General features: G+C 45.0%; 13 protein-coding genes. 10 read left to right on the top strand and 3 right to left on the bottom strand.

Annotated features, from left to right (window positions below; translation table 11 throughout):
- The first annotated feature begins 135 nt into the window (after positions 1 to 135).
- Positions 136 to 2538 carry a type I DNA topoisomerase gene (gene topA, locus CSD97_RS04250; protein ID WP_005834437.1) on the top strand — a complete coding sequence of 801 codons (2403 nt, stop codon included), beginning with the start codon at positions 136 to 138 and terminating at the stop codon, positions 2536 to 2538.
- Between the two features lie 141 nt (positions 2539 to 2679).
- On the opposite strand, the gene argS is transcribed toward topA, so the two are convergent.
- Entirely contained in the window at positions 2680 to 4497 is a 1818-nt protein-coding gene (argS, locus tag CSD97_RS04255; RefSeq protein ID WP_005834435.1) for an arginine--tRNA ligase, read from the bottom strand.
- A gap of 155 nt (positions 4498 to 4652) precedes the next feature.
- The gene (locus CSD97_RS04260) at positions 4653 to 4919 is read right to left on the bottom strand and encodes an HU family DNA-binding protein (protein WP_005830643.1); all 267 of its coding nucleotides are present in this window, start codon (positions 4917 to 4919) and stop codon (positions 4653 to 4655) included.
- A 246-nt stretch (positions 4920 to 5165) separates the two neighbouring features.
- On the opposite strand from CSD97_RS04260, the gene CSD97_RS04265 reads away from it, so the two are divergent.
- The 5 genes from CSD97_RS04265 to secDF all read left to right on the top strand — a co-directional run bounded on the left by CSD97_RS04265 (position 5166) and on the right by secDF (position 13113).
- Positions 5166 to 5849, top strand: coding sequence for a rhomboid family intramembrane serine protease (locus CSD97_RS04265; RefSeq protein WP_005830648.1), 684 nt, complete (start codon positions 5166 to 5168; stop codon positions 5847 to 5849).
- A complete protein-coding gene (locus CSD97_RS04270; protein ID WP_005834433.1) occupies positions 5830 to 6720 on the top strand; it encodes a rhomboid family intramembrane serine protease in 891 nt (296 codons plus the stop codon). Before CSD97_RS04265 ends, CSD97_RS04270 begins: the two co-directional genes overlap by 20 nt.
- A 92-nt stretch (positions 6721 to 6812) precedes the next feature.
- Positions 6813 to 7913 carry an endonuclease/exonuclease/phosphatase family protein gene (locus CSD97_RS04275; protein WP_005834432.1) on the top strand — a complete coding sequence of 367 codons (1101 nt, stop codon included), beginning with the start codon at positions 6813 to 6815 and terminating at the stop codon, positions 7911 to 7913.
- A gap of 35 nt (positions 7914 to 7948) precedes the next feature.
- Positions 7949 to 10033 carry a M3 family metallopeptidase gene (locus CSD97_RS04280; protein WP_005834430.1) on the top strand — a complete coding sequence of 695 codons (2085 nt, stop codon included), beginning with the start codon at positions 7949 to 7951 and terminating at the stop codon, positions 10031 to 10033.
- An 83-nt stretch (positions 10034 to 10116) separates the two neighbouring features.
- On the top strand, positions 10117 to 13113 hold the full coding sequence (secDF, locus tag CSD97_RS04285) for a protein translocase subunit SecDF (RefSeq protein WP_005834428.1): 2997 nt from the start codon (positions 10117 to 10119) through the stop codon (positions 13111 to 13113).
- A 169-nt stretch (positions 13114 to 13282) separates the two neighbouring features.
- Here the strand turns inward: secDF and CSD97_RS04290 are convergent, their stop codons facing one another.
- A complete protein-coding gene (locus CSD97_RS04290) occupies positions 13283 to 17362 on the bottom strand; it encodes a two-component regulator propeller domain-containing protein (RefSeq protein ID WP_005834426.1) in 4080 nt (1359 codons plus the stop codon).
- Positions 17363 to 17602: 240 nt separating this feature from the next.
- Between CSD97_RS04290 and CSD97_RS04295 the strand changes: the two genes are divergently transcribed.
- The 4 genes from CSD97_RS04295 to CSD97_RS04310 all read left to right on the top strand — a co-directional run bounded on the left by CSD97_RS04295 (position 17603) and on the right by CSD97_RS04310 (position 23863).
- A complete protein-coding gene (locus CSD97_RS04295; RefSeq protein ID WP_005834422.1) occupies positions 17603 to 19321 on the top strand; it encodes a DUF5597 domain-containing protein in 1719 nt (572 codons plus the stop codon).
- A gap of 18 nt (positions 19322 to 19339) precedes the next feature.
- Complete coding sequence (locus CSD97_RS04300) at positions 19340 to 21043, top strand: sialate O-acetylesterase (RefSeq protein WP_005834420.1); 1704 nt, start codon at positions 19340 to 19342, stop codon at positions 21041 to 21043.
- 26 nt (positions 21044 to 21069) lie between these two features.
- A complete protein-coding gene (locus CSD97_RS04305) occupies positions 21070 to 22566 on the top strand; it encodes a glycoside-pentoside-hexuronide (GPH):cation symporter (RefSeq protein ID WP_005834418.1) in 1497 nt (498 codons plus the stop codon).
- Between the two features lie 172 nt (positions 22567 to 22738).
- On the top strand, positions 22739 to 23863 hold the full coding sequence (locus CSD97_RS04310) for an endo-1,4-beta-xylanase (RefSeq protein WP_005834416.1): 1125 nt from the start codon (positions 22739 to 22741) through the stop codon (positions 23861 to 23863).
- The last annotated feature ends 12 nt before the right edge of the window (positions 23864 to 23875 follow it).

A 23875-nucleotide genomic window follows, 5' to 3' on the forward strand; every position in this document is an offset into this window, starting at 1 on the left:
ACAAGCCGAAGCTCTAATTTGAACAAAAAAGGTCATTTTTGCTAAATTCTCCTTATATTATAAGGTGGGAAGAATCTTTTTTTCCTACTTTTGCGGGCGAATTCAGTGGCGGGAGTCACTAAAAAACAGAAATTTATGCAGAAAAACCTTGTCATAGTCGAGTCTCCGGCGAAAGCAAAAACCATCGAGAAATTCCTTGGAAAAGATTTCAAAGTCCTTTCCAGCTACGGCCATATACGTGATTTGAAGAAAAAAGAATTCAGTATTGACGTAGACAAAGACTTCAAACCGCATTACGAGATACCGGCGGATAAAAAGAAACTCGTAACCCAGTTGAAAGAAGAAGCCGAGCAGGCAGAAACCGTATGGCTGGCTTCCGATGAGGACCGCGAAGGGGAAGCCATCGCATGGCACTTGTACGAAGTGCTGAAACTGAAACCGGAACACACCAGACGTATCGTCTTCCATGAAATCACCAAAGGTGCCATCCTGAAAGCGATAGAAAATCCCCGTGACATTGACATCAACCTGGTCGATGCCCAGCAAGCCCGACGTATCCTGGACCGTATCGTAGGTTTTGAACTTTCACCGGTATTGTGGAAGAAAGTGAAACCTGCCCTTTCTGCAGGCCGTGTACAGTCCGTAGCCGTCCGTCTCATTGTAGAGCGCGAACGCGAGATACATGCATTCCAAACCGAAGCATCCTACCGTGTTACCGCCGTATTCCTCGTTCCGGACACTGACGGCAAAACAGTGGAAATGAAAGCCGAACTGGCGCACCGGCTCAAGACAAAGGCAGAAGCCCGGAAATTGCTGGAGAGCTGTAAAGCAGCTACGTTTACCATCAGCGACATCACTACCCGTCCGCTGAAGAAAACTCCCGCCGCCCCGTTCACCACCTCTACCTTGCAGCAGGAGGCTGCCCGCAAACTGGGATTCACCGTGGCACAGACCATGATGGTGGCGCAACGTCTGTACGAATCCGGATTGATAACCTACATGCGTACCGACTCCGTCAACCTTTCCGAACTTGCCGTCAACGCCAGCCGTGAAACCATCTCCAACCTGATGGGCGAACGTTACGTACACAACCGCCACTTCGCCACCAAGACCAAAGGAGCGCAAGAAGCCCACGAAGCTATCCGCCCCACCTATATGGAGAATGCCAAGATAGAAGGTACCCCGCAGGAAAGAAAGCTGTACGACCTCATCTGGAAACGTACCATCGCCTCGCAGATGGCAGATGCCGAAGTGGAAAAGACAACCGTAACCATTGCTATCAGCAACGAGACGGAGACTTTCACTGCAACCGGCGAAGTGGTGAAATTCGACGGTTTCCTCCGTGTCTACCGCGAATCATACGATGATGACGTAGAAACCCAGGAAGATGAGGCACGCCTACTGCCCCCTCTGAAAAAAGGACAGAAGCTCGAACATGAAGGTATCACTGCTACCGAACGTTTCACCCAACACCCTCCCCGCTACACGGAAGCAAGCCTTGTGCGCAAATTGGAGGAACTGGGTATCGGACGTCCGTCTACCTATGCTCCTACCATTTCCACCATCCAGCAACGCGAATACGTGATAAAAGGAGAAAAAGCAGGTGAAGAACGCACCTACAATGTGCTTAACCTGCAGGGTAATGAAATAACGGACAACAACCATACAGAAATCACCGGAGCCGAAAAGTCAAAACTGATGCCGACAGACACCGGTATTGTGGTCAATGACTTCCTGATAGAGTACTTCCCGGACATCCTTGACTACAACTTCACAGCGAGCGTCGAAAAGCAATTCGACGAAATAGCCGAAGGTGACAAGCAATGGACCGCCATTCTGAAAACATTCTATAAGAAATTCCATCCTTCGGTGGAGAACACGCTTGCCGCGAAAACCGCCCACAAGGCAGGCGAACGGATTCTAGGAACAGACCCCGTCAGCGGAAAACAAGTGTCTGTAAAAATCGGACGTTTCGGCCCAGTAGCACAGATAGGTACTGCCGAAGATGAGGAAAAGCCCCGTTTCGCCCAGGTAAAAAAAGAAATGTCCATCGAGACCATTACGCTGGAAGAAGCGCTGGAGCTGTTCAAACTTCCCCGTACTCTCGGAGAGTACGAAGGCAAGAATGTAGTCGTAGGTGCGGGACGTTTCGGACCTTATATCCAGAACAACGGCTTGTATGCCTCATTACCCAAGACAATGGACCCGATGACTGTTACGCTGGAAGAAGCTATTGAACTTTTGCAAAAGAAACAAGAAGCAGAAGCCCAGAAACATATCAAGAAGTTTGAGGAAGAACCGGAACTGGAAATCCTGAATGGACGCTATGGCCCTTACATCGCTTATAAAGGCAGCAACTACAAGATTCCTAAAGACATCATCCCTCAAGACCTGAACCTTCAGGCTTGTCTGGAAATTGTGAAACTGCAAAGCGACAAGGATACGGGCAAGTCTAAGCGGACTGCAAAGGCGGTGAAAGCAACGAAAACGACTAAAACAACCGCCAAGGCAACTGCCAAAACAAGCAAGACAAAATAGGACTTAGTCTACACGTATAAAATGGGAGAAAGGAGACGATAATTTAAACTTCTATTATTTCTACCACAAGAATAAATATTGCACTATAAAAAAATAAGCCCGAAGAAGTATCCTCGGGCTTATTCTTTTATAGTACAATGTTTACATCCTATCCGGCACCTCAATTCCCAGCAATCCCATACCTAAGCGTACCACCTTGGCTACATTCTCGGACAATGCAAGGCGGAATACCTTCACTGCTTCGTTCTCCTCACGCAAAATGCTGAAGTCATGGTAGAACTGATTATATTCCTTCACAAGGTCATACGTATAGTTTGCAATGATGGACGGACTGTAGTCCTCACCTGCCTGCTTCACAATAGCGGCAAAGTCGGCAACCATCTGTATCAGTCCCTCTTCCTTCTCACTCAGTTCAATGCCGGCAGGCAACTGGGCAGGGATTTCGATACCGGCCTCTTTTGCCTTGCGGAGAACAGACTGGATACGTGCATAAGTATATTGGATGAACGGCCCCGTATTACCATTAAAGTCGATGGACTCTTTTGGATTGAATGTCATGTTCTTGCGGGCATCCACTTTCAGGATGAAGTACTTTAAGGCACCCAGACCAACGATACGGGCGATATTGTCTGCCTCTTCCTTTGTCAGACCATCCAGCTTACCCAGTTCATTGCTGGTTTCCTTGGCTGTATCAATCATCTCCGCCATCAAGTCGTCAGCATCAACTACTGTACCTTCGCGGCTCTTCATCTTGCCCTCGGGAAGTTCCACCATACCGTAAGAGAAGTGCACCAACCCTTTACCCCATTCGAAGCCCAGTTTGTCGAGCAGGATGGACAATACCTGGAAATGGTAATTCTGTTCGTTGCCTACCACATAAATCATCTTGTCGATGGGATAATCTGCAAAGCGGAGTTTGGCAGTACCTATATCCTGCGTCATGTAGACGGATGTACCGTCCGCACGCAACAGTAGCTTGTGGTCCAACCCCTCACCCGTGAGGTCTGCCCATACAGAGCCATCTTCTTTCCGGTAGAAGAAGCCTTTCTCCAGGCCCTCCATTACCTTCTCCTTACCTTCGAGGTACGTGTTTGATTCGTAATATATCTTATCAAAAGTTACACCCATCATACGGTAAGTCTCGTCAAAACCTGCATACACCCAGTCGTTCATCTTCTTCCAGAGCGCACGTACTTCCGGGTCATTGGCCTCCCACTTTACCAGCATTTCACGAGCCTCCTTCATCAAAGGAGATTCAGCTTCCGCCTTGGCTTTGGCTTCTTCCTCATTCATGCCTTCGCTTTGGAACTTGGCCATCAGTTCTTTCACTTCCGCTTTATAATGCTTGTCGAAGGAAACATAGTAATCGCCAATCAAGTGATCTCCCTTCTTGCCGGATGATTCGGGAGTTTCACCATTTCCGTACTTCTGCCATGCCAACATGGACTTGCAGATATGAATTCCACGGTCATTGACAATATTTGTCTTTACTACCTTATTACCGTTGGCAGCCACTATATTAGCCAGCGCATTTCCTAAAAGATTATTGCGTACATGGCCCAAATGAAGCGGTTTGTTGGTGTTGGGAGAAGAATACTCAATCATCACCAATGGAGAGTTGTCAGTAACAGCCACGATACCGTACTGCTTGTCCGCATGAATGCCATTCAACAATTCTATCCACGCAGAGGAGGCAATGGTCAGGTTCAGGAAGCCCTTGATGACATTAAATGCTGCAACCGAAGGCTCGTTTGCCTGCAAGTATTCACCGATTTCCTGGGCCGTCTGCTCCGGTCCTTTCTTGGACATACGGAGAAAAGGGAATACAACCAGCGTGAGGTGTCCCTCAAATTCTTTCTTGGTTTTCTGCAACTGCACTTGTGCGGCAGGAACATCCTGTCCGTAAAGCGCTTTCAGTCCGCCGATGACGGACGATACCAGTTTCTGTTCTATATTCATGATTCAAATGTATTTTCCTGCGTGCAAAGATAGCGTAAACCGAAATCAGTACAAAACAAGCAGGCTTGTTTTTATGGCCTCACAAGATATTCAACATACAAAGAGGGGACGCTCCTTGTAAAACGTCCCCTCTTTGTATGTTGAGTATACTGTTCTTATTCAGCTGTCAATTCCGTACCTGGTTTGAATTTAACAACTTTCTTTGCAGCAATCTCGATAGGCTTTTTAGTAGAGGGGTTGATACCCATACGCGCTCCTCTTTCCACCACACTGAAAGTTCCAAAACCAACCAATGATACTTTATCACCGGCCTTCATTGCCTTAGTGACTGATGCGATAAATGCATCCAATGCTTTCTTTGAATCAGTCTTTGACAAACCAGACTCCGCTGCCATAGCGCTAATAAGTTCCGCCTTATTCATAATGCTTAAAATTAATTAATATGTTACACAAAAGATATTTTTACTTTTCATCACAAACCTCCACAAAAATAGAGCAATATTTCTGAATATCAAATAAAAACATTAAAAAAATATTGGAAAACAACGAAAAAGAAGGAATAGAATCTGCTTTTTCTGTTATAGAACAGAATTTATTCGTATTTTTGCCGGAGAAAGCAAAAACAGGCAACTGTTTTTGAACTGTAAAATGAATTGAAACAACAGATTATGAATACTATACCTACTGTAACCAAGAACCTTTTAATCATTAATGTGCTGATGTTTCTGGGTACCATCGTCGCCCAAAGCTACGGCATCGACCTCGCCCAATATCTGGGATTGCATTTTTTCCTTGCCGAAGATTTCAATGCAGCACAATTGATAACATATATGTTCATGCACGCCGGATTCGCGCACATATTTTTCAACATGTTTGCTGTATGGATGTTCGGACGTATTTTAGAGCAGGTATGGGGGCCAAAACGATTTCTGTTCTACTATCTGGTGTGCGGTATAGGAGCCGGAATTATCCAGGAGGTGGTACAGTATATTCATTATGAGACAGTACTTTCCGCCTATGACAGCGTAAATACTGGCATGGCCATCATCCCGATGGAGGAATATCTCAATATGATGACTACCGTGGGAGCTTCGGGAGCAGTATACGCCATTCTGCTGGCATTCGGCATGTTGTTCCCCAACCAGCAAATGTTCATCTTCCCGTTACCGGTTCCCATCAAGGCCAAATATTTTGTTATCGGATATGCCTTGATTGAACTTTATGCCGGATTTGCAAACAGTGCAGGAGACAATGTGGCTCACTTCGCACATCTGGGTGGTATGGTATTCGGCTTTATCCTAATTATGTACTGGAGAAAAAAGAATAGAGGAAATGGCTACTATTATAACTGATTTGAAAGAAACCTTCCGTAGGGGGAACATTTATATCCAACTGATTTACATCAATGTAGCGGTATTCATACTTACTACGCTAACCGAAGTCATGTTCCAGTTGTTCAACCGGAGTATAGCAGGCGTATTCGAATGGTTGGAACTGCCGGCATCAGTCCTACGCTTCATCCTGCAACCATGGTCACTACTGACATATATGTTCATGCATGCAGGATTCATGCACATTCTTTTCAATATGCTGTGGCTTTACTGGTTCGGTGCACTGTTCCTGAGTTTCTTCTCTGCAAAGCATCTCCGGGGTGTATACATTCTGGGAGGAATTTGCGGCGGTCTGCTCTATATGGCCGCCTATAACATTTTCCCGTATTTCCGTCCCATGACAGACTATTCTTTCATGCTGGGCGCTTCTGCCTCTGTACTTGCCATTGTAGCCGCCACCGCCTATCGCGAGCCCAACTATCCGATACGGCTACTGCTGTTCGGAACCATCCGGCTGAAATACCTGGCACTCATCGTTATAGGCACCGATTTACTGTTCATCACCTCCAGCAATGCCGGTGGACACATCGCACATTTAGGAGGTGCGCTGGCAGGGGTATGGTTTGCCGCCAGCCTCAGCAAAGGTAGTGACCTGACCTCATGGATAAACAAATGTCTGGATACCTTAGTTTCCATCGTCAGCTTCAAACCTAGAAAGCCGAAAATGAAAGTACACTACGGTACTGGCAAACAAAAAGATTATGATTACAACGCACGGAAAAAAGCCCAATCCGACGAGATAGACCGCATTCTCGACAAATTAAAGAAATCGGGATACGAAAGCCTTACTACAGAGGAAAAGAAAAGCTTGTTCGACGCGAGTAAACGTTAAACCAATGGAAAATGGAAAACGGAAAATGAAAAATGAGAATATAACCGCCACTCTTATTTTCAGTTTTCACCTTTCAATTTTCAACTGTTATAATGAAGCATCTCGGTAATTTTGTCGCTCTCCTGATTTTAGCGGTCAATGCCTTATTTACGGGCCTATTACTGTTCACCGCCTATAGTCCGCACATCCAGCCGGTCACACATCCGGTGCAATCGTGCCTGGGGCTGACATTTCCCGTGTTCCTGATGATAAATGCCGGCTTCCTCATTTTTTGGCTGGTCATCCAGCGCTATAGGTCGGCTTTGCTGCCCCTAATAGGGATGTTGCTCTGCTATTCGCAGATACGCACCTATCTGCCCATCAACTTCCATACAGACCACTTACCGGAAACAAGTATCAAACTGCTCTCCTACAACATTATGGGATTTGACGGTGCCGCCAAACAAGATGGCAAAAACCCGATATTGACCTATTTGAAGGAAAGTGGCGCCGATATCCTCTGTCTGCAGGAATATTCCACAGTACAATCCTCAAAGCATCTTTCGCAAAAAGACGTAGAGCGGGAACTCAAGGCATATCCATACCACCGCATCAACACAGTGGGTAGCGGAAAGGGACATACCAACAAGATAGCATGTTACTCTAAATTTCCGATTCTCTCGTCACGCATATTGGATTATCCCAGCGAATACAACGGTTCGGTACTCTATGAAATCAAGATTGGGGAAGACACGGTTACCCTCATCAACAATCATCTGGAGTCCAACAAGCTGACCAAAGCCGATAAAGTCGTGTACGAAGACATGCTGAAATCTCCCGAAAAGGAAAAAGTGAAAAGCGGCGCACGCCTGCTCATACGCAAGCTGGCAGAAGCATCGGCCATCCGTGCCCCGCAAGCTGACACTATTGCACATGAAATAGCCGCTTCACCGCATCCTTACATTATTGTATGCGGCGATTTCAACGATACCCCCATCTCCTATACCCACCGCACCATCGCCCAGGATTTGGACGACGCATTCACCCAATCAGGACGGGGGCTGGGCATCTCCTACAACCAGAACAGATTCTATTTCCGGATAGACAACATACTGACAAGCAAGAACCTGAGAGCCTACAATTGTACAGTAGACCGTTCCATCAAAGAGTCAGACCACTATCCGATATGGTGCTATATCACTAAGAGATATTGAAAATTAATACTTAACCATTTAATACTTAGAAAACAATGTTCAAGAAATGTATTCTAATTTTAGCAGTAAGTTGTATGATGTACTCCTGTGCCACCCAGACGGAAAGCAATCCGTTCCTTACCGAGTTTCAAACACCCAATGGCGTGCCTCCATTCGATAAAATCAAGTTGGAGCACTATGAACCCGCATTCCAGAAAGGCATGGAAGAGCAAAATGCCAACATCCAAGCCATCATTGACAATACGGAAGCCCCTACTTTCGAAAATGTCATTGTTGCCCTTGACAACAGCTCTCCCACCCTGGACCGTGTAGGTGGTGTATTTTTCAACCTGACGGAGGCCGAAACTACCGATGAACTGACAGCCCTTTCCATGAAACTGGCTCCGACATTGGCCGAACACGAAGACAACATCTCCCTCAACCAGGAGCTTTTCAAGAAAGTGGATGCTGTCTACAGCCAGAAAGATGCTCTCGGCCTGACCCGCGAACAACAAAGGCTGCTGGAAAAAACCCATAAGAAATTTATCCGTTCCGGCGCCAATCTTCCGGCCGACAAACAAGCCCGTCTGCGTGAGATCAACAAGCAGCTTTCCACACTCGGAATCACGTTCAGCAACAACATCCTGAACGAAAACAACGACTTCAAGCTTTATGTAGGAAAAGAGGAAGACCTCGCCGGACTTCCCCAATGGTTCCGCGAAAGCGCCATGGCTGAAGCCCGTGCCACCGGACAGGAAGGCAAATGGCTGTTTACCCTCCATAATGCAAGCCGCCTGCCTTTCCTTCAATACTCTGCTAACCGGCCGCTACGCGAACAGATGTACAAGGCCTACATCAACCGCGGCAATAACAATGACAAGAACGACAACAAGAAAATCATTACCGACATCGTACGCCTGAGACTTGAAAAGGCGCAACTGCTGGGTTTCGACTGTTACTCCAACTTTGTATTGGACAATACAATGGCAAAGAATTCCACCGCCGTGATGGACTTCCTCAACAACTTGTGGAGTTATGCACTCCCCAAAGCAAAAGCCGAAGCAGCCGAACTGCAAAAGCTGATGGACAAGGAAGGCAAAGGAGAGAAACTGGAAGCATGGGATTGGTGGTACTACACCGAAAAACTCCGTAAGGAGAAATATAACCTCGAAGAAGAAGAGATTAAGCCCTACTTCAAACTGGAAAACGTACGTGAAGGCGCCTTTGCCGTTGCCAATAAGCTCTATGGCATCACGCTGACAAAGCTCGAAGGTATCCCCGTCTATCATCCCGATGTAGAAGTGTTTGAAGTGAAAGCCGCAGACGGCTCACAAGTAGGTATCTTCTATGTAGATTACTTCCCCCGTCCCGGCAAAAGCGGTGGTGCCTGGATGAGCAATTACCGCGAACAACAAGGCAGCATACGTCCATTGGTATGCAACGTATGCAGCTTCACCAAGCCCGTAGGCGACACTCCTTCCCTGCTGACTATCGACGAAGTGGAAACTTTGTTCCATGAATTCGGCCATGCCCTGCACGGATTATTGACCCAATGCCAGTATAAAGGTACTTCAGGCACCAATGTCGTACGCGACTTCGTGGAACTCCCCTCTCAAATCAACGAGCATTGGGCTACCGAACCCGAAGTATTGAAAATGTATGCCAAGCATTACAAGACCGGCGAGGTCATTCCCGACAGCCTGATTGAAAAGATACTGAACCAGAAAACGTTCAACCAGGGTTTCATGACTACCGAGTTGCTGGCCGCCGCCATCCTCGACATGAACCTGCATAACCTGACTGATACCGAAGGTCTTGATGTCGTTGCATACGAAAAAGAAGCGATGGACCAACTGGGGCTGATTCCGGAAATAGCTCCCCGCTACCGTACCACATACTTCAACCACATCATCGGCGGTTATGCTGCAGGCTACTACAGCTATCTCTGGGCCAATGTTCTGGACAACGATGCCTTCGAAGCTTTCAAGGAACACGGTATCTTCGACAAGCAGACAGCCGACCTCTTCCGCCAGAATGTTCTGGAAAAAGGAGACAGCGAAGACCCGATGACTCTCTATAAAAACTTCAGAGGAACTGAGCCTCAATTAGACCCGATGTTAAAAAATCGCGGTATGAAGTAAGATTTGTGAAAAAAAAGCTATATTTGCAGCCTTGTATGCAACAGAATTTAATTAAAAAGTAATCATAATAAACTAAAAGTAACATGCAAAACAAAGGATTTGTAAGGGTTTTTGCGATATTGCTCACACTGGTGTGTGTGTTCTATCTCTCCTTCTCTTTTGTAACTCGCCATTACACAAGTAAGGCCAAAGAGTTTGCAAAAGGCGATGTGAAAGTAGAGCAGGACTACCTCGATTCTCTGGCTAATGAGAAAGTGTATTTCGGCAATTGGACGCTGAAACAATGTCGTGAGATGGAAATCAGTTTAGGTTTGGACTTGAAGGGTGGTATGAACGTCATCCTTGAAGTTTCCGTACCCGATGTCATCAAAGTATTGGCTGACAACAAGACTGACGAAGCATTCAACCAAGCATTGGTCACTGCCGCCAAACAAGCTACCACAAGCCAGGATGACGTGATCACCCTATTCGTCAGAGAGTATCACAAGCTTGCTCCGGGTGCTCCTCTTTCACAACTGTTCGCAACCCAACAATTAAAAGACAAGGTAACTCAGAAATCTACCGACGCGGAAGTTGAGAAAGTATTGCGCGAAGAAGTAAAGGCAGCTGTTGACAACTCCTACAATGTACTTCGTACCCGTATCGACCGTTTCGGTGTAGTTCAGCCCAATATCCAGAGTCTGGAAGACAAAATGGGCCGTATCATGGTAGAACTTCCGGGTATCAAAGAACCTGAACGTGTAAGAAAATTATTACAAGGTTCCGCCAATCTGGAATTCTGGGAAACATACACAGCAAAAGACGTTACTCCCTATCTGCAAGCTGCCGACACCAAGTTGCGTGCCATCGTTGCAAGCGAAACTCCGGCAGAAGAGGCAGACAGCGCAGCTACCGAAGCTCCTGCCGTAGCCCAAGCTACCAGCACAGCCGACAGTCTTGCCGCTGCTTTAAAGGGTGAAAACAAGACACAAACCGCTGACCTTGCACAAATAAAGAAAGAACACCCGCTGTTCGCAATCTTGCAAGTCAACCCCAGCGGACAAGGTCCTGTTGTAGCCTATGCCAACTACAAGGATACAGCTGAAATCAACAGATACCTTTCCATGCCGGAAGTTCAAGCCGAAATGCCGAAAGACTTGCGTCTGAAATGGGGAGTATCTCCTTATGAATATGATCCGAAAGCTCAGACTTTCGAACTTTATGCCATCCGTTCTACAGAACGTAACGGCAAGGCGCCTCTGGAAGGTGATGTAGTGGTTAGCGCCAAAGACGAATACGACCATTACGGTAAACCTGCCGTAAGTATGTCCATGAACACTGACGGTGCACGCCGTTGGGCTCAGCTCACCAAGCAGAATATCGGCAAGAGCATCGCTATCGTGCTGGACGGTTACGTTTACTCCGCACCGAACGTAAACAATGAAATCACTGGTGGTAACTCACAGATTACCGGTCACTTTACTCCGGAACAAGCAAAAGACTTGGCAAACGTGTTAAGATCAGGTAAGATGCCAGCTCCTGCGCACATCGTACAAGAAGATATCGTAGGTCCTTCACTGGGACAAGCTTCCATCAATGCCGGTATCATGTCATTCATCGTAGCATTGATTCTGCTGATGGTTTACATGTGCTCTATGTACGGATTCATTCCGGGTATGGTTGCCAATGGTGCTTTGGTGCTGAACTTGTTCTTCACGTTGGGTATCCTTTCTTCTTTCCAGGCAGCATTGACGATGTCCGGTATTGCCGGTATGGTGTTGGCGCTGGGTATGGCTGTGGATGCCAACGTATTGATTTACGAGCGTACCAAAGAAGAACTCCGTGCAGGCAAGGGTGTGAAGAAAGCATTGGCTGACGGTTACTCCAACGCCTTCTCTGCTATCTTCGACTCCAACTTGACGTCTATCATCACCGGTATCATCCTGTTCAACTTCGGTACAGGTCCTATCCGCGGTTTTGCCACTACACTGATTATCGGTATCTTGATTTCGTTCTTTACTGCCGTGTTCATGACACGTCTGTTCTATGATTATTTCATGGGCAAAGACAAATTGCTGAACCTGACATTCTCTTCCAAGATTTCCAAGAACCTAATGGCGAACGTACACTTCGACTTCATGGGCAGAAACAAGCTGTGGTTGACCATCACCGGAGCTGCCGTAGTTGTATGCATCGCTTTCCTCGCTACCCGTGGACTGAGCCAGAGCATCGACTTCACCGGTGGACGTAACTTCAAGGTACAGTTTGAGAACAAAGTGGAACCGGAACAGATTCGTGAACTTATCTCCAGCAAGTTCGGCGATGCCAATGTCAGCGTTATCGCTATCGGTACAGACGGCAAGACTGTACGTATCAGCACGAACTACCGCATTGAAGAAGAAGGTAACAACATCGACTCTGAAATCGAAGCATATCTGTATGAGACTCTGAAGCCGGTATTGACTCAGAACATCACTTTGGAAACCTTCATCGACCGCGAAAACCATACGGGCGGAAGTATCATCAGTTCCCAGAAGGTAGGTCCGAGTATCGCAGACGATATCAAGGTTTCAGCCATCTGGTCCGTTGTACTTGCATTGATTGCCATCGGTATCTATATCCTGATCCGTTTCCGCAATATTGCATACAGTATCGGTTCAGTAGCCGCATTGGCTTGTGATACCATCATCATCCTGGGTGCCTACTCTATCTGTTGGGGCTGGATGCCGTTCTCTCTGGAAATCGACCAGACCTTTATCGGTGCCATCCTGACAGCTATCGGTTACTCTATCAATGACAAGGTGGTAATCTTCGACCGTGTACGTGAATTCTTCGGTCTCTATCCGAAGCGCGACAAGTTCCAATTGTTCAATGACTCACTGAATACAACTTTGGCACGTACTATCAATACTTCACTAAGTACCTTGATTGTGTTGCTGTGTATCTTCATCCTCGGCGGTGATTCCATCCGCAGCTTCGCATTCGCTATGATTCTGGGTGTTGTATTCGGAACATTGTCTTCTTTGTTCGTAGCATCTCCTATCGCATATCTGTTGATGAAAAACAAGAAGAGCAGTGAGCTTGGTGAAGCCTCAAAATAAAGAAGCTTTCCTTTATAATTACTTTAAGGGGTTGTCCATTTTTGGGCAACCCCTTAATGTTTATTACAATTTAAAAGCCCCATTTACTTACCTCTTACAAGTAGAATCCAAACATATATATGAATATAAATGAAGGAATGAAAAGAAAAAAGGGAGAAATAATTCTTATCTACTGAGGCTTGTTCATATATTCCTTGGGAGACATGCCATATTTTTCTCTGAAAGAGTTAGAAAAATGCGACAAATTAGTATATCCCACGGCATAAGCGACTTCTGATATTGTCATTTTCTTATTCTGATCCAACAAAGATGCTGCTTGCGACAAACGAATATTCTTTATAAAATCGCGTGTAGACAGATTAGTAAGTTCCTTCAATTTGCGGTGTACATGTACCCTACTAAGCCCTACCTCCGAAGCAAGCATTTCAACATTGAGTTCCGGATCATCCAAATGTTTGTTCACCACCTTCATAATCCTATCCATCAATATCTCATCATTCGATTTCATTGAAATTTTCTCTATTTTATCTTGTTGTTGCTGGGCTCCGCTAAACTTATTGCGCAACAATCTTCTATTCGTTATCAGATTGGCAATAGTACTCTTCAGATATTCCGTATTGAAAGGTTTCACAATATAGGCATCGGCACCTGTATCCATTCCTTCCAACGTATCCTCTACCCTTGATTTTGCAGTCAGCAATACAATAGGAATATGATTTATATTAGTATTCTGTTTCAGTTTATGGCACAATTCCAAACCATCCATTTCAGGCATCATTATATCACTGATTACCAAGTCGGGCATTTCTTTCAGAATGTAATCATATGCCTCCTTACCATTACAGCAAATTGCCACTTTATATTCATCAGACAGTTCCTGCTTCAGATAAGTCCTGATTTCCTCTTCATCTTCGACCACCAACACCCTTTGACGGGTTTTAGGCTTGCCGGCTTGCTTCTCGTCAACATCGTCCATATACTCTTCTTTAGAGTTCGGCACTTGGGGGCAAACGGCAAAAGATGCAGCCTCCACCATTTCATCGGCTCTTAAATGTCCGGAACCCAACGGCATGCGAATAATGAAACGACTGCCTGAAGCATCCTCTCTATTTTCAGCATGAATATTTCCATGATGCAACCGGACCAGCAAGCGGGACAAATGCAGACCGATGCCGGTTCCGAAATTCGACTTTGTCACATCATTGTCTATTTGATAGAAACGTTCAAAAATACGTTCTATTTTATCTTTATCAATGCCAATGCCACTGTCTGTAACCACAATTTCAAAAAAATTCTGCAATGCATCTTTGCAAGAGACATCTCTGCCTATAGAAAGACTGACTTGTATCTTCCCACCTTCCGGAGTATATTTAAAAGCGTTGGAAAGTACATTCATCAAAACTTTATCGAAATTATTCAAATCAATCCATGCTTTTAGCTGAGGCATATCATGTATAAAAGCAAAGTCTATATTCTTTTTATGTGCCATATATTCAAACGGCTGCATCACATCAATAATAAAGCCGATCATATCCGTTTCCTGAAATTTCATGAACATCTGTCCTTTGTCTAATTTCCTTATATCCATCAGCTGATTAATCAACCGAAGAATGCGTTGGGCATTACGGTATATCATCAGATATGTCTTATGTAATTCCCCCTTGTTTTCTCCTGCCAACAGTTTTTCCAATGGATTGATGATTAAAGTCATCGGAGTACGAATCTCATGGGATATATTTATAAAAAACTGCAATTTTGCTTCATTCAACTGCTCGTCATGTTCACGCTTCATTATTTCACGACGATACCGCACACGTGACATCACATTGTTTACAATTCCCCACACAAGCAATGCTGCCAGTCCAATATAAATGCAATACGCCCACCAGGTTTTATACCAAGGCGAAGCAATCAATATTTTGATAGTACGCACCTCTGAATAATTACCATGATTAAGAGCACGTACGCGGAAAGTATATTTACCGGGAAACAAATTATTATATGTAACACGATTCACTCCAGGTTCCGTTACAGCCCATTGGTTGCTAAGCTCATCTATTTTATACTGATAGGCTATCTGCTCAGGATTATTATATTGCAAAGTTGAGAAAGCAATACTGAATGTATTGTCACGATATGAAAGTTGAAAAATATTAGCATCCTGTACCGAAGAAAAAATAATAGGAGTTCCATCCGAAAGAGTATTTTTATGCACGGGATCGCTATACACATAAAAATCTGTAATATAAACCTTTAGTTCTTTTGCATCAGTATTTATCTTCCTAGGGGAAAAACTGGTTATGCCATTTATCCCACCAAAATAAATTTTGCCATCCTCGTCTTTATAGTATGCACCATGCGTAAACTCATTCCCCTGCAAGCCATCTCCGGAATAATAATTCACGAAAAAATCCTTTTTTACATCATATTTGCTGATGCCTTTATATGTACTGACCCAGATATTCCCGTCTTCATCTTCACAAATGCCACAAATCACATTATTAGGCAATCCGTTACAAATTGTGAATTGTCTCAGTTCGCCTGTTTTCTTCGAGAAACAATAAAGACCATTTGTAGTTCCTGCCCAAATGTTTCCAGCATGGTCCTCGGCAAATGCATATCCTATGCAATCGGTTATTAATGTATTCGTTTGTTTATAGTTCAAGAAGCTCTTCGTTTCCGGATTAAAGCAACTCACTCCTTTATAATGTCCTAACCAAACAAGTCCTTCACTGTCGCAAAAAATATAGTTTATCCAGTCGTTTACCAATTCGTCACATTTCAAGTCACCTTTTTCATCTTTGGAGGATTCATAATGCTCCAGTTTTCGAGACTGCAGGTTATACTGATAAAAACCGGAACCAAATACTCCAAAATACAGATTCTTTTTCTTATCTTCAGCAATGGAATACACAATAGGGTTGTTTATCTGTTGGAAATGCTCACATTTCCCTGTAGCTTTATCCAGTTTAGCCAGTCCTTGGCCATAAGAGCCTATCCACAAATTATAGTCCGTATCTTCATATATACACATAACAACATTAGGCACAGAATTCTCCGAATAGTCAGGATGATAATGACGTAAACGCCTGCCATCTATCCCCAATTCATAAAGGCCCTCATTATCAGCACTGATCCACAGATGCCGGTTACTATCCTGGAAAACAGACATTACACATCCTTGTCCGATAGGATTATAATAAATAGACTTGCTGCCATAATACTCGAATGGATTTTCTTGCTTTGGAACCAGAACAATTCCTTTCTGAAACAGGCCAATCCACAAATTGCCATCCCTGTCTTCCATGATGGAATGCACCTTCCCTTTCGAAAAATCCACCGATGCAGAATTTATCCGATAATCTTCCAATTGATCTTTCAAGGGATTATAGATTTTCACTCCTTGTCCATCAGTTCCTACCCAAAGCTGTCCGTCCACTATAGCCATGCAATATACAGATAGCTGCCCATCATATCCACTATAAGAAACAGATACCATCTCTCCCGTTTCATTATCATATCGTGATACTCCTTGTTTTTGTGTACCTACGAAAATATTCCCCAAATGATCTTCTATAATGGAAGTTACATTATTATCACTAAATGCAGGATACTTGAAAAACTGCAGTTGCTTTGATTTCGGCATATAACGGGCCAACCCATTTCCATCCGTTCCTATCCAAATTTCCGAACGGGAATCAATACAGAATTTAGATTGATAAGTACAATTTACCTGCTGAAACAGATTGTCAACAGATACAGCCTGACTCAGCAGACTGTCCAAACGAAACAACCCCTGCCCACTGGTGCTCAACCATATTTCACCGCTACGGACTTCTTGCAAATGCGTAACATGTGGAGCAACCCGCTTGCCTGCACGTATCATAGGAATTTCCCGGAAAGTATCCGTTTCCCGGTTGTACACCATCAAACCATTGATACAACCTATCAACAAGTTTTGACGGCTATCTTCAAAAAGAGTACGGACATAATCACTCGTCAAGGAAACGGAATCATTGGGTACATGCCGATAATTGGAAAAATTAAGCCCGTCAAAACGATCCAATCCATATTCTGTAGCCACCCATATAAATCCGCGGCTATCCTGGAAAAGCTGGTTTATCAAACTGCTGGACAGTCCGTTTTCTGTGGAATAAAAATTCCTTGTTTGAGCCATCAGAAGAGAACATGGAACAAACATTACAAGTGCCATGGAACAAGCACATATATACCGGACAAGTGTTTTCATATTAGTATTCGATATTATGGTTAGATTAAGCAAAGGTAAAAAACTTCTTCATTTTATTGAAACAAATGCATTCTTAAAGACACTCTAAGTCCAAAATGTACGATAAACACAAGTTTATGTAACATACACAAAAGCACATGTTACCTATATTATGTTTTGTGCAACATTCCTTAGCCTGTTTTAAAGGACAGAGCACTATCTTTGCATTCATAGAAATGTTCAAACTAATGCTGTGGATTGATGAAAAGAATCTTTTTACTTTTAATATTAAACCTATTGATAGCCGGATATGGCCGTGCCCAGAAAAGCCGTTTGCAGAGACAAGGGAATGCCACCCAACTTATCATTAATGATACTCCCTATCTTATTCTTGGCGGAGAACTGGGAAATTCATCGGCAGCAAGCACGCAAGACATTGAACGCATTTTTCCCAAACTGCAGAAAATGGGACTAAATACCGTTTTAGTCCCTGCATACTGGGATTTGCTGGAACCCGTAGAAGGACATTTCGATTTCACATTGACCGATAAAGTCTTGGAACAAGCACGCAAGTACAATCTAAAAGTTGTCTTTTTATGGTTCGGTACATGGAAAAATTCCATGAGTTGCTATGCGCCGCTTTGGTTCAAAGAAAATGACAAAAAATACCCTCGGGCGCATACCGGAAGCGGTAAGCCCCTTGAAATAGCCAGTGCTTTCTCCGATAAAGTGCTGCAAGCCGACCAACGCGCTTTTACCCAATGGCTACAACACATTGCTGCCGCCGACAGAGATGAAGGTACAGTCATCATGATACAAATAGAAAATGAAATCGGCATGCTGGAGGACGCGCGCGATTATTCACCGGAAGCCAACAGCGCTTTTTGCGCCCCGATACCTCAAGAACTGGCATCTTACCTGCAAAAGCACAAAAAAGACCTTCATCCCCGGTTGCTGAAAAAATGGGAAGCACAAGGCTGCAAGAGAGAAGGGAACTGGCAAGAGGTATTCGGCGCAGACATCTATACCGATGAAATCTTCATGGCCTGGAATTATGCCAAGTATGTAGGGAAACTGGCACAAAGCGCTCGCTCCATCTACAATGTGCCACTCTATGTCAATGCAGCCATGAACAGCAGAGGACGCAAACCCGGGGAATACCCTTCGGCCGGACCGTTAGCACATTTGATTGATATATGGCATTGCGGAGCACCCGATATTGATATTCTGGCCCCCGACTTATATGACAATGATTTCACGAACTGGGTATCTCAATATCATCTGCACAACAACCCTTTATTCATCCCTGAAATCCGGTTGACAGACAATAACGGGGTAAGGGCTTTCTATGTGTTCGGCGAACATGACGCAATAGGTTTCAGTCCTTTCTCCATCGAAGACAGTCCTGAGTCAGCAGACGCGCCATTGGTACAAAGCTATGGGAAATTAAAGGAATTGATGCCATTGCTTACCGGATATCAAGGCAAAGGAGTGATGAAAGGATTGCTTTTCGACCAAGAGAACAAGGAGCGCATCATTACAGAAGATGATTTGACCATAACCTGCCGCCACTATTTCACACTGCCGTGGGATGCTCGTGCCACAGGCGGCAATGTATGGCCGGAGGGAGGAGGAATCTTGCTAAGAATATCGAAAAACGAATATATAATAGCCGGTAGCGGAATCGTCATCGAGTTTGCTAAAAACACAGAAAAAGCAACTGCCGGAACACACAAGGTGTTAGGCGAAGACGGCTTCGTAAGAAAAGGAAATGAAAACAATAAAACCGGAAGTGGCAGGACGGCATGGCATGGCAAGCGTTGCGGTATCGGATTTGTAGACGAAGTGAAGGTGAATGCAGACGGAAGCCTCGGATATATCCGCCGGATGAACGGTGACCAGAGTCACCAGGGACGGCATGTCAGAATTCCGATAGGATATTTCAGCATTCTACACGTAGTACTATATGATTACAAATAAATATAAGAGGATTAAGATATGATGTTTAATGGTTATAATAAAGTTAGGTTAGGAATGGCAGTGTTACTTTGCCTTTGTGGCACCGTGATGGTGAGAGCAAAGGTAAAGTTGCCTGCCTTGATTTCAGACGGAATGGTATTGCAGCGCGAACAAACCATAAAAGTATGGGGAACGGCAGATGCAGGAGAAAGCATTCAAGTAAGATTTACCAAAGATACTTTTCCGACTTCCACAACAAATAAAAAACTAAAAGACATCTACACTGCCACAGCAAATGCCGACGGGCAGTGGAGTATAACCCTCCCCTCCATGAAAGCCGGTGGCCCTTACTCCATGCTGATAAACGACATTGAAATCAGAAACATACTGGTGGGCGACGTATGGCTCTGCTCAGGCCAGTCGAATATGGAATTGCCCATAAGCCGCGTAACAGATATGTTTGCCGATGAGATAGCCGGCTATAACAATGAAAAGATACGCCATATCATTATTCCAAAGGTCTATAATTTCCATGCGCCACAAGAAGATATGCCGCAAACAAGCTGGAAAGCACTGACACAAGACAATGTGATGGATTTCTCCGCCTTGGCCTATTTTTTCGCCAAAGCAATGTATGAAAAGACAAACATTCCGATAGGGATCATCAATGCCAGTTGGGGTGGCACCCCTATAGAAGCATGGGTCAGCGAGGAAGGCCTGAGACAATTCCCGTTATACATCAATGACAAACGGCAATATGAAGACGACAATTTCTGCACGCACATCAAGCAAGTGAAAAATGAGAAATTCCGTCATTGGAACGAATCTCTGTACCGTGGAGATGCAGGGTTGCATGAAGCGACGCCATGGTATAGTGAAAACTATGACGACCATACGTGGCAAGAGGTTGACATGTTCTCAGCCGACTGGGGAAACAATGGCCTGAATCCGATAGGTGGTTCCCACTGGTTCCGCCAGGATGTTACCATAACCGACATTGCGCCGGGAAGTGACGCCATCCTCCGCTTGGGATGCATCGTTGATGCAGACTCTGTATATGTAAATGGAATATTTATAGGCAATACAACTTACCAGTATCCACCACGTATTTACAGAATCCCGGCTGGTGTACTCAAAACCGGACAAAACAATATTACTGTACGCCTCATCAGCAATGGTGGCCAACCAAGTTTTGTCAAAGAAAAGCCCTATAAAATAATTTATCAGGCAACAGATAGGGAACAAACCAAAGAGCTCAATCTCAAACCGACATGGAAGTATCGTTTGGGAGCCCCGATGCCCGATGCTCCGGAGATGATGTTCTTTTGTTACAAACCGGTTTGTCTGTACAACGCCATGATTGCACCGCTCAAGAATTATGGCATATGCGGCGCATTGTGGTATCAAGGCGAGTCCAACGTTTCACGCCGCAACGAATACGCAGCATTATTGTCGGCCATGATTAGCGACTGGCGGCGCACCTTCAATTCGGAGCAGTTACCTTTCTACATTGTCGAGTTGGCAGATTTCCTTGCAAAGAATGACATCCAGGGACGTAAAGCCTGGGCAGAAATGCGACACGAACAAGCCAGGGCAGCCCAAATGAACACCAATACCTACCTCATCAAGAACAGCGATCTGGGAGAGTGGAACGACATACATCCACTGGACAAGAAGACGTTGGGGCAACGTGCAGCAGAAACTGCGCTAAAATACAATAAGGAGGTTAAGCTACAACAGTAATTGACTTACAACAGATTAATACCATAATGAACAACATGAACCAGAAAATTTCAATCTCGGAGAAAATAGGTTATAGCCTCGGAGATTGCTCTGCGAACTTAGTGTTCCAGATGATGATGATTTATCAAACCAAGTTCTATACTGACGTATTCGGCTTGGAGGGTGCCATTGCCGGCAGTGTCATGCTGATAGCCCGTATTGTCGACGCCTTTGTAGACCCGACCGTGGGAATCTTATCCGACAAGACGCAAACCCGTTGGGGTAAATACCGCCCTTGGATATTATGGACGGCTTTACCGTTCATGGTATTCTATGTATTGGCTTTCTATAATCCCGGCATTGAAGACAAAAGCCTAGTTGCAGTATATGCCACTATTTCGTACACACTACTAATGACTCTCTATTCATTCAACAATACCCCTTATGCCTCATTAGGCGGTGTCATGACGAGTGATATAAAAGAGCGCAACAGCATTACCAGCATTCGCTTTGTAGCCGCTACCATAGCACAATTTATTGTGCAAGGCTTAACGCTGCCCCTTGTAGGTAAATTTGCCGGCGCAAATGGTGACAAAGGGCACGGATGGCTTTGCACAATCTCTCTGTTTGCAGCAATCGGTTTTATATTCTTTATCATTACTTTTTTTTCTGCACGAGAACGTATAACCCCACCCGCCAGCCAAAAGACCGATACCCGGAAAGATATAAGAGATGTGTTCCACAGTATTCCCTGGCGAGCCATGTTCATCCTCACCCTATTCCTTTTCACCACCTTAGCCATGTGGGGAAGTGCCATGAACTACTACTTTGAGAACTATGTAGATGCCAATGCCCTATATACTTTCCTCGACAAATTGGGACTGGTAGCCGTAGAAGCAAATGCAAGTTTTAGCTACAATATACTAAATGCTTTCGGATTGATAGTCAATAGTCCGGAGAAAGCGTACGAAGTAGGCTTTGGAGTTTTCAACATGGTCGGTGCACTGGTACAATTCTTCGGAGTGATCCTATTATCCAGCTTCCTAGCCAACCGTTATGGAAAGAAGCGTGTGTTTATCTTCTGTCTGACACTGACAGCTATCTTTACCGCACTGTTCTATTTCCCCAATGAAACGGATATAGAAACCATGTTTGTCCTAAATTTCCTGAAAAGTCTTGCTTACGCCCCAACGGTACCCTTACTTTGGGCTATGATTGCCGATGTAGCAGACCATTCGGAATATGTAAATTACCGTCGTGCCACAGGATTCGTTTTTGCAGGGGTAGTTTTCGCATTAAAAGCCGGTCTTGGAATCGGTGGAGCTATTCTGGGATTCCTGCTTTCCGGTTTTGGCTATGTCAGCGGAGCAGGCACAGCACAAACAGAATCGGCCATCCACGGCATAATACTTTCTTCAAGTCTGATACCGGCTGCTACATTCTTCATAGGAGTCATTGCATTATACTTCTACCCCATCACGAAAGCCTACAATGAGGAAATGCAGGCTGAACTGACTGAACGGAGAAAACAAACGGATTATTAACTCAAGTTTCGCAAGCTCAACTTTCGCAGTTGACAAGGTGACAAGGAAGAGTGTCGGGTTTATTAAAGAAGATAGGATGCGTGAGAATCATTTTCAAGGGTTTTCCACTCGTCAACTGACACCTTGTTTACTAATAAGTTGAACAACATACGAAACTGAAATAAGAGAAAACATGAAACTGAAACAAACACTACTTCCCCTTGTCATTGCCGGACTCGTTACGGCTTGCATCGGCGGAAAACGCACCACGCCTTCGGAAGAATCTTCTTCACTGAAAGCAGCCTTCGGCAATAAATTTCTCATCGGTGCGGCGTTGAACCAACGGCAAGTCTCCGGCGAAGACACTGCTGCCATTGCCATTGCCAAACATCACTTCAACTCTATCGTCGCGGAGAACTGCATGAAATGCGAGGTCATCCATCCGGAGGAAAACCGGTATAACCTTACACCGGCAGACTCCTTGGTAGACTTCGGTGAAGAGAATGGCATGGCCGTCATTGGTCACTGCCTTATCTGGCACTCACAGTTAGCTCCCTGGTTCTGCGTCGATTCAGCAGGAAAGAATGTCTCACCTGAGGTTCTGAAGCAACGCATGAAGGAACATATATCTACCATTGTCGGCAGATACAAAGGCCGCATACACGGATGGGATGTGGTAAACGAAGCTATTATGGAAGACGGTTCATACCGCAAAACCAAATTCTATGAGATATTGGGCAAAGAGTATATCCCCTATGCTTTCCAATGCGCCCATGAAGCCGACCCTGAAGCAGAACTTTACTATAATGACTATGGCATGAATGTCCCGGGCCGCCGTGACTCAGTGGCCGCCCTTGTGCGCTCATTGAAAGAAAAGGGCATCCGCATCGATGCCGTCGGCATGCAGGGACATATGGGCATGGACTATCCCACGGTGGAAGACTTTGAGAAGAGCCTGCTCGCCTTTGCAGCCACCGGTGCCAAAGTAATGATTACAGAATGGGACATGAGCGCCCTTCCCACAGTCAGCCACACGGCAAACATCTCGGACACCGCAGCATACCGGAAAGCGTTGAATCCTTATCCGGAAACATTGCCCGACAGTGTCAGCCGCATTTGGAATGCACGCATGAAGTCCTTCTTCGACCTTTTCCTGAAACATGCAGATGTAATCACACGCGTCACTGCATGGGGAATATCTGACGGCGACTCATGGAAAAACGACTTTCCCATGCGCGGCCGCCGGGAATACCCGCTACTGTTCGACCGCAATTACCAGCCCAAACCATTCGTACGCGAACTGTTGCAAACACCCTAAAACATAATACAC

The organism is Bacteroides sp. AR29 (assembly GCF_900217715.1).
Lineage (GTDB): Bacteria > Bacteroidota > Bacteroidia > Bacteroidales > Bacteroidaceae > Bacteroides > Bacteroides uniformis.

Coding starts and splice junctions, on each gene's coding strand:
- topA (WP_005834437.1), top strand. CDS start 136: ATGCAGAAAAACCTTGTCATAGTCGAGTCTCCGGCGAAAGCAAAAACC.
- argS (WP_005834435.1), bottom strand. CDS start 4,497: ATGAATATAGAACAGAAACTGGTATCGTCCGTCATCGGCGGACTGAAA.
- CSD97_RS04260 (WP_005830643.1), bottom strand. CDS start 4,919: ATGAATAAGGCGGAACTTATTAGCGCTATGGCAGCGGAGTCTGGTTTG.
- CSD97_RS04265 (WP_005830648.1), top strand. CDS start 5,166: ATGAATACTATACCTACTGTAACCAAGAACCTTTTAATCATTAATGTG.
- CSD97_RS04270 (WP_005834433.1), top strand. CDS start 5,830: ATGGCTACTATTATAACTGATTTGAAAGAAACCTTCCGTAGGGGGAAC.
- CSD97_RS04275 (WP_005834432.1), top strand. CDS start 6,813: ATGAAGCATCTCGGTAATTTTGTCGCTCTCCTGATTTTAGCGGTCAAT.
- CSD97_RS04280 (WP_005834430.1), top strand. CDS start 7,949: ATGTTCAAGAAATGTATTCTAATTTTAGCAGTAAGTTGTATGATGTAC.
- secDF (WP_005834428.1), top strand. CDS start 10,117: ATGCAAAACAAAGGATTTGTAAGGGTTTTTGCGATATTGCTCACACTG.
- CSD97_RS04290 (WP_005834426.1), bottom strand. CDS start 17,362: ATGAAAACACTTGTCCGGTATATATGTGCTTGTTCCATGGCACTTGTA.
- CSD97_RS04295 (WP_005834422.1), top strand. CDS start 17,603: ATGAAAAGAATCTTTTTACTTTTAATATTAAACCTATTGATAGCCGGA.
- CSD97_RS04300 (WP_005834420.1), top strand. CDS start 19,340: ATGATGTTTAATGGTTATAATAAAGTTAGGTTAGGAATGGCAGTGTTA.
- CSD97_RS04305 (WP_005834418.1), top strand. CDS start 21,070: ATGAACAACATGAACCAGAAAATTTCAATCTCGGAGAAAATAGGTTAT.
- CSD97_RS04310 (WP_005834416.1), top strand. CDS start 22,739: ATGAAACTGAAACAAACACTACTTCCCCTTGTCATTGCCGGACTCGTT.